The 6,068-nt window shown below is 70.8% G+C and carries 6 protein-coding genes; 1 reads left to right on the top strand and 5 read right to left on the bottom strand.

Annotated elements, in window-relative coordinates; genetic code table 11:
• Positions 1-86: 86 nt before the first annotated feature.
• On the bottom strand, positions 87-1,043 hold the full coding sequence (locus tag AAHZ94_RS27040; protein WP_349996005.1) for a methionyl-tRNA formyltransferase: 957 nt from the start codon (positions 1,041-1,043) through the stop codon (positions 87-89).
• Between the two features lie 136 nt (positions 1,044-1,179).
• On the opposite strand from AAHZ94_RS27040, the gene AAHZ94_RS27035 reads away from it, so the two are divergent.
• A complete protein-coding gene (locus tag AAHZ94_RS27035; protein WP_349996003.1) occupies positions 1,180-2,502 on the top strand; it encodes a lysine N(6)-hydroxylase/L-ornithine N(5)-oxygenase family protein in 1,323 nt (440 codons plus the stop codon).
• A 114-nt stretch (positions 2,503-2,616) separates the two neighbouring features.
• Here AAHZ94_RS27035 and AAHZ94_RS27030 read toward each other — a convergent pair whose 3' ends face one another.
• The 4 genes from AAHZ94_RS27030 to AAHZ94_RS27015 form a co-directional block, all read right to left on the bottom strand.
• Positions 2,617-3,426: an urease accessory protein UreD gene (locus AAHZ94_RS27030; protein ID WP_349996001.1), complete on the bottom strand. Its 810-nt coding sequence runs from the start codon at positions 3,424-3,426 to the stop codon at positions 2,617-2,619.
• Positions 3,423-4,166 carry an urease accessory protein UreG gene (gene ureG, locus AAHZ94_RS27025; RefSeq protein WP_502964795.1) on the bottom strand — a complete coding sequence of 248 codons (744 nt, stop codon included), beginning with the start codon at positions 4,164-4,166 and terminating at the stop codon, positions 3,423-3,425. Before ureG ends, AAHZ94_RS27030 begins: the two co-directional genes overlap by 4 nt.
• A 25-nt stretch (positions 4,167-4,191) precedes the next feature.
• Positions 4,192-4,845: an urease accessory protein UreF gene (locus AAHZ94_RS27020; protein ID WP_349995999.1), complete on the bottom strand. Its 654-nt coding sequence runs from the start codon at positions 4,843-4,845 to the stop codon at positions 4,192-4,194.
• A gap of 8 nt (positions 4,846-4,853) precedes the next feature.
• Positions 4,854-6,068 (bottom strand): urease subunit alpha (locus tag AAHZ94_RS27015; RefSeq protein ID WP_349995998.1); only part of this gene is annotated, 1,215 nt, incomplete at its 5' end.

Raw genomic sequence — 6,068 nt, 5'->3', positions numbered from 1 at the left:
GGGCGGGGCGCCGGCGCGGGGGCGGCGGCGGACCGGTGTGCAGCCGGCCCCGGCGGGCCGGCGGTTGACTGTGCCACGGCGCTGACTCACCCTGCCGTTTCCGGGTGGCTGCGCAAATAGCCCCCCATGGTGCGGAAGTAGTCGGTGGCCGCCCACTCGACGCCGTCCTCGGTCCTGACCCGGGTGAGCAGCAGCCCGCGGCTGCGTCCGTGCCGGGCCTCGGCGCCGGCGACGATCACCACGCCGTCGCCCTCCTTGATGAAGATCCGCCCCGGCGTCCCCCCGTAGCACCCCCGGGAGAGCCCGGCCGCCACCACTTCGAGGCGCTGGCCGCGGTGGTAGGCGTAGGCGTGCGGGTACGGGTGGGACTGCGCGCGGACCAGTCGCTCCAGGTCCTCCGCCGGCCAACTCCAGTCGATCCGGCTGTCTTCGAGCGAACGCTTGTGGAAGAAGCTGGCCTTGGTCGGGTCCTGTGGTGTCCACTCCGCCTGACCCGAGTCGATGAGTTCCAGGGCCTCGGTGACGATCGGGGCGATCAGGTCCACGGTGGCGTGGAAGAGGTCGGTGGCGGTGTCGGTGGGGCCGACGGGCACCGAGCGCTGGAGGAGGATGTCCCCGGCGTCCAAGGTGGCGTCCATCCGGTGCGCGGTGACGCCCACCTCGGGCTCGCCGTTGATGAGTGCCCAGATGATCGGCGAGAAGCCGGCGTAGCCGGGCAGCAGCGAGTCGTGCACGTTGAGCGTGCCGTGCCGGGGCAGGTCGAAGATCTCCGGCGGTATCCAGGTGCGCCAGTTGTTGGCGACGATCAGGTCGGGAGCCAATGCGGCGAGCTGCTCGGTGAGTTCGGCCGTGGGCCGGTTGGCCAGAACGACCGGGACGTCGTGCTCTGCCGCGAGGTCGGCCACCGAGTCGTCCCACACCTTCTCGTACACGTGGTCGCTCTTGGGGTGGGTCACCACCAGGCACACCTCATGGCCTGAATCCAGCAGCGCACGCAGGGTGCGATGCCCCCAGGTCTGGTAGCCGAACATGGCGATCCGCATACAGCAGCTCCCTCGGGATGGGGTGACACTTCGTCAAACGACGACCGAAGCGGCGTGGACGGAATCAGCCACACCGCCGTTGCAAGGCAAGGCTAACCTTACCTAGGATTGCCCCGGCTAGGGAGGCGATGCTGCGTTGAACCATGTCAGCCGCGACACGGAAACCATCTATGACCTGCTAGGAATCGGCTTTGGGCCGTCCAACCTGGCGCTTGCCATAGCGATCGAGGAGTACAACACTCACGCCAGGGACCAGGACCGCATCCATGCCCGTTTCCTGGAAAAACAGGACACGTTCGGCTGGCACCGGGGGATGCTCATCGACGATGCGACGATGCAGGTGTCCTTCCCGAAGGACCTGGTCACCATGCGGGACCCCACCAGCGACTACAGCTTCCTCAACTACCTCAAGGAGCAGGGACGACTGGTCGACTTCCTCAACCAGAAGACGCTCTTCCCACTCCGCATCGAGTTCCACGACTACTTCGAGTGGGCAGCCGGCCGAATGGCCCACGCGGTGGACTACTCGGCCGAGGTGACCGCCGTGACTCCGGTCACGGTCGACGGGGAGATCCGCTACTTCGACGTCACCAGCCGCGAGGGGAACACCGTCCAAGTCCGGCGGACCCGGGACATCTGCGTGGCGACCGGCATGCAACACCACGTTCCCGCCGAGGCACCCACCTCGGAACGAGTCCTGCACAACCGCGACTTGGTGCCCCGGGTGGCCGAACTCGCCGGGCAGCAACTGCACCGGGTGATCGTCATCGGTGCCGGCCAGTCCGCCGCGGAGACGGTGGGCTACCTACACCGCTCCTTCCCGGAAGCGGAGGTGTGTGCCGTCTTCGCCAAGTACGGCTACACGCCGGCCGACGACAGTCCGTTCGCCAACCGCATCTTCGACCCGGAGGCGGTGGACGCGTACTACCAGGCACCGCGGCAGGTGAAGGACTCCCTGCTCGGCTACCACCGCAGCACCAACTACTCGGCGGTGGACCTGGAGTTGATCGAATCGCTCTACCGCACCCAGTACCAGGAACGGGTGCAGGGGAAGGAGCGGCTGCGCATGCTCAACGTCTCGCGGCTGCGCTCGGTGGAGTCCGACGCCGACGGTCTGCGGGCCACCGTGGAGTTCCTGCCCACCGGCGAACTCCAGGTACTCGAAGCCGATCTGCTGGTGTACGCCACGGGCTACCGGCCGCCGGACCCGGGGCCGCTACTCGGCGCGGCCGACGCGCTGTGCCAACGCGACGAGCAGGGCGCGCTGCGCGTCACCCGTGACCACCGAGTCTGTGTCGCCGACCACGTCACGGCCGGCATCTACCTCCAGGGGGCGACCGAGCACACCCACGGGATCACCTCGACCCTGCTCTCCCACACGGCCGTCCGGGTGGGCGAGATACTCGACTCGGTCCGCAGCCGCCGGCGCAGACCGCAACCATCGGCCGCCCACGGCTGACCGAACCCGGGACGGCGGGGCCCGCCCCCTCCTGGCTACCGCCCCGCCGTCCCGTCATCCAGCTACGACGCCCACCCACGACTTTGTCGCCGGCTCCGCACGCCGCCGTGCAGGTCAGAGATGCGCCCTCGGGCGTCTGGTCGGCGCGGACCGCTCGGCATGCGCGACCGCCCCCGCACGCGCGCGGTAGTCACTCATGACCTCCTCCTGCCAGGCCGCGAAGGTGACGTCGCACAACCGGTCGCGGAACCGGCCGATTCCCATCCACCGCAGCGTGGCCCCGGCCCGGTCCAGGGGGAAGTAGGTCTCCCCGGGCCCGGTGGTGCCGGCCGCCGGCTCGCCCACTGGCCCGGGTGTCCATCCCAGGGCGGTGACCGTGTCCATGGAACGCAGGTTCCCGAAGATGCCCGGCATCTGACGGGCCTGCCGTCCCAGGTTCAGGTGTCCCACCTGAACCGGCCCGGTGTCGTCGCTGGCCTCCACGGACGTGCTCAGGTCCCCGCCCACCTGCCCGGCGCGCCCCAGCACGGCCTTCTCCTGCGTCAGCGCCTTGCCGGTGCCGTGCAGCCTGATCCGGGTGTGGCGGTGGGTGACGCTCTCGTCCGACACCACGAACGGCTTGCCCGCCCAGGTCAGGACGGCTCCGTCGCCCACGGTGGCGTCGACCGTCCAGGTGGACGGTGCCTCGCCTCCGTAGGCGACGGTGCCGGTCGTCTCCACGACGTCGAGCCAGGCGCCCGGGGCGACGTCCACCTCGATGCGGACGTCGTCACCGGCCAGCAGCAGGGCCTGGGTGGCGAGCAGCCCCACCCTGGCGCCGGCTGCGTCCTGGTCCATGACCCGCACCGTCAGGTGCCCGGTCGTGTGGAGGACGCGGCTACGGCTCTGCGTCGGGGCGACGCACAGGCGGGTCGGCTGGGTCACGCGCTCTGTCCTGCGCTTGCCGGCGCGTGGCGGTGTGTGTGGTGGGTGCCGTCGGCGTGGGTGTGCGGGTGATCGCCCTCGCCGTCCTGGTCGGCGTGGAAGTGCGGGGCCATGGGGCCGGGGTCGACGGGGGTGTGCTCGCCGGTTCGGTAGTGGGCGAGGGTGTCGCGTACCCAGCCGGTCAGCATCCGGACGGACGCCTCGTCGTGCCGGGACAGCGCGACCACCGGGGAGCCCTGGCGAGCCTCGCGGCCCTCACGGGCCATCCGCTCGACGTCCACGCCCACGTACGGGCCGAGGTCGGTCTTGTTGATCACGAGCAGGTCGGCGCGGGCGATGCCGGGGCCGCCCTTGCGTACGACGTCACCGCCGCCGGCCACGTCCAGGACGAACAGTTGGGCGTCCACCAGGGCCGGGGAGAAGGTCGCGGTGAGGTTGTCGCCGCCGGACTCGATGATGACCAGGTCCAGCGGACCGAAGTCGGCCTCCATGTCCTCGGCCGCCAGCAGGTTGGCGGTCACGTCGTCGCGGATCGCGGTGTGCGGGCACGCGCCCGTCTCCACCGGGCGGATTCGTTCGGGGTCCAGCACCCCGGCGCTCTTGAGGAAGCGTGCGTCCTCGTCGGTGTAGATGTCGTTCGTGATGACGCCCAGGCGCAGTTCGCCGGAGAGGGCCCTGCACAGCGTCGCGATCAGCGAGCTCTTGCCGGTGCCGACGGGACCGGCTACGCCCAGACGCATGGCGCGGGTGGGGGCGGTGGTGTTCTCAGGCACTGAAGAGTCTTTCTGTCGTGGTGTCGTGGGTCTCGGCCCAGCGCTCGATGAGGGGGGCGCCGTGGGCCGGGATCTGTTCGGGGGTGCGCAGTTGGGCGACCTGAGCGGCCATCTCCTCGATGTCGGGCAGCAGGTCCTTCACCCACGCGGCGACGAGCAGCGGGTCCTGCGGCTCCAGCTTGAGCAGGGCCGCCGTCGCGGTCTGGACGTCGTCGTACCCGACCAGGCGCGCCACGTCGGTGGGGGCCATCGCGGCGCGGTGGGCGATCAGACCCAGCACGACCGGGCGCGACCAGGTGCGGGCGCGGGCGTCGAGCGGCCCGGGCCAGAGCGTCTGCAAGACGCGCAGGTATCCGCGCCCCAGGCGCCGCCCGTTGGCCCTGAGCGCCCGGCTGGGGGTCCGGGCGGCCCAGGCGGCCTCGACCTCGGCGAGATCGCCGCCGCCGGCTGCGACGGCACGGGCGACGACGGCGGTCCCCGCCTCGACACGGGTGCCCGTACGGAGGCGGGCACGCAGGTAGGCGGGAACCTGGGCGGCCGTCGTGCCGGCCCGCAGGGCCGGCTCCAGACCTGCGGACTGCGTGTGTCCCCCGGACGGGAGCCGGGCGTCGCCCAGGAGGGCGAGCAGGAGCGAGGAGGTGCTCATCAGATGCCTCAGAACATCAGGTACCGCTGGGTGAGCGGCAGGCTCCTCGGCGGATTCGGCTGGTCGAGGTACCAGAAGCCGGCACGGCTCCGGTGCTTGACGAGGCCGTGGCCCTGCGTCGTGGCGAGCCCCGGGATCTCTACCGCGATCTTGAACGTGCTCGGGTCGATGTCGATGCCGAACCGCCCGCCGTTGAAGACCATGTCTGCCTTCTTGACGTCCTTGACGGGCTTGGCCCCCTTCAACTCACGCCGCAGGCCGAGGGTGGCCCGCAAGGAGTCCTTGAACACGCCCTGGCCCCGCACCGTGCCGTAGGGGTCGGTGCCGGACGGCGGGTTGAGGACCTTGTCCGAGACGAACGAGTAGGACAGCCGGGAGGCGAGCGCACCGGCCATCGCCGGGCGCAGGAGAGTCGGTTGCGGCGTCGACACCGAGCCGTTGGGGTCGCCCAGGTTGCCGATCACCATGGCGCCGCCCTTGATGACCACTTCGGGTCGTACGGCGAAGAACCGCGGGTCCCACAGCACCAGGTCGGCGAGCTTCCCCACCTGCACCGAACCGACGTACTCGTCGATGCCGTGGGCGATGGCGGGGTTGATCGTGTACTTGGCCACGTAGCGCAGCGCACGCGCGTTGTCGCCGGCTCCCCGCTCGGGACGGTAGAAGAAGTGCGCGTCCCTGAAGGTCTTGTGGCTCCACTCCTTCATGACGTGGGCGACCTGCCAGGTGCGGGTCACGACCTCGCCGATGCGCCCCATGGCCTGGGCGTCGGAGGAGGTGATGGACATCGCGCCCATGTCGTGCAGCACGTCCTCCGCGAACATGGTCGTGGAGCGGATGCGGGAGTCGGCGAACGCCTGGTCGTTCTTGTTGCTGAGATCGAGGTGGTGGGCGGAGGCCAGCATGTCGATGTGCTCGGCCACGGTGTTCCTGGTGTACGGCAGCGTCGGGTTGGTGGAGGCGGGCAGGACGTTCGCCTCGGCGGCCACCTTCAGGATGTCGGGGGCGTGCCCGCCGCCGGCGCCCTCGGCGTGGAAGACGTGGACCCCGCGCCCGCCAATGGCATCGAGGGTGGTCTCGACGAAGCCGGCCTCGTTGAGGGAGTCGGGGGGGGGGGGGGGCCGGCCCCCCCCCCCCCCCCCCCCCCCCCCCGAGGCGCCCCCCCCCCCCCCCCCGGGGGCCCCCCCCACCGGGCGAAGGGTGTAACCCCGCCCCCCCCCCCC

It is taken from the genome of Streptomyces sp. HSW2009 (assembly GCF_040240285.1).
Lineage (GTDB): Bacteria > Actinomycetota > Actinomycetes > Streptomycetales > Streptomycetaceae > Streptomyces.
Note: the sequence above shows the minus strand (reverse complement) of the source record. Positions and strands in the feature narration are given on the sequence as shown.